The organism is Elusimicrobia bacterium HGW-Elusimicrobia-1, from assembly GCA_002841695.1.
Lineage (GTDB): Bacteria > Elusimicrobiota > Endomicrobiia > PHAN01 > PHAN01 > PHAN01.
Window position 1 is genome coordinate 31,380 of sequence record PHAN01000018.1, and the last position, 1,573, is coordinate 32,952.

Consider the following 1,573-nt stretch of genomic DNA (forward strand, 5'->3'; position numbering starts at 1 on the left):
AGATACTCGTCGGAGAAATGCCTGCGCCCGAAAGCGTGAGTTTCGGCTTTGTCGTGGAGCCGCCGTATTCGGTGTTGTAGCGAATGTATGCGGTTATCGTTAGAGCGGAGCCGGATTTTACGGGGACTTGCCATATCCAAGTTTCTCCCCCGCCGAAACCGAAAGAATTTGGCGGGGTTCTCGTTACTGATTTTTCTTGCCAGGGTTTTACTCTGTAAGTTACCGATATATCTTCGAGGCGAGGCGTGGTCGTCGAACTCGTCGTCGTAAATGTGCTTTGATATTGAATGTAACGGCCGTGCCAATTCAGAGTTTGGCCGTTTGATACGGCAAGCCACGACGGGGTTGATGAGTTTATCGAGAACGGATAAGACGACACGCGGATGCCGACGGCAATGTTTGTGCCGGAGGGTTGTGATGCTGGGTTCCACGAGACGCTTGATACCACGACTTTTGAGGCGGTGTCGAGGACATTGGATTTGTATGTGCCGGTGGAAAAATACTGAATAGTAGGGTATCTTACTATTACGATGCCGGAACCGCCAGAACCGCCATTATACTGGGAGGCACCTCTTTCGCTACCGCCACCCCCGCCACCAGTATTTGCAGTACCATTAGTTCCTTGTGTTATCGACCCTGTACCACCACCTCCGCTACCACCTGTTCCAGGAGTTCCTGCACTATAAGTCGATCCACCACCTCCTCCAGCAAACCATCCAGATGGTGAACCAGCGTGTGTAAACTGGGAAAAATAAAGTCCTACGCCACCATTGCCTGCAACCGTAGTTGTTCCATTTCCACCTACTGCACCTGCTCCACCGCCACCACCAGTGCCATAATAAGTTCCATTAGTTGCTGTACCACCATTATTGCCTTGCCCTACAATTCCCGTCCCCGGAGAACTTACATTTGGGTCATATATTCCTGCGCCACCACCAGAGCCACCATTTTTACCATTTACCGGTGGCGGCGTATGTCCAGTAGCCGAACCACCGCCGCCTCCACCACTAGAAGTAATTGTTCCAAAAACAGAATTTTGACCATTTGTTCCTGTTGAAGGACCTGTCCCACCACCTACCCCACCAGCACCACCACCACCGACAGTTACAGTAATATTTCCTGACGCGGAATAAGCAGAACTGTAAATCAAACCACCTGCGCCACCACCTCCTCCGTGAAAAGAACCACCTCCACCGCCGCCACCAGCAACAACAAGATATTCAACATTCATAGCACTATTTGGCGTAAATGTTCCGTTACTTGTAAAAGTATGAATGGTATATCCACCTGAATAAGTAATTGTCCCGCCTGTGGCTTGGGTTGTTGAAATCCTTATGTATGCCGCATCGCCGGTGCCGACTATTGTTACCGATGATACAATACCGTCGGCGAAGTCGGTATCTGAGGTTTCGGTCCATTGGGATGAGGCCAAAAGACGGGAAGCGGGAAGGGTGAAGAGTAAAGAGAAAAAGATAAAAGCGGCGGCGAGGCGGCGGACGAAACCGCTATTGTCATTGCGAGCCCCGACGTTGTGTGGCGGGGCGTGGCAATCTCTGCTTTCGGGAGATTGCTT

General features: G+C 51.0%; 1 protein-coding gene. It reads right to left on the reverse strand.

Annotated features, from left to right (window positions below; all coding sequences use genetic code 11):
• The coding region (locus CVU77_08210) for a hypothetical protein (protein PKN00866.1) at nucleotides 1-379 on the reverse strand (379 nt) is incomplete at its 3' end.
• Between the last annotated feature and the right edge of the window lie 1,194 nt (nucleotides 380-1,573).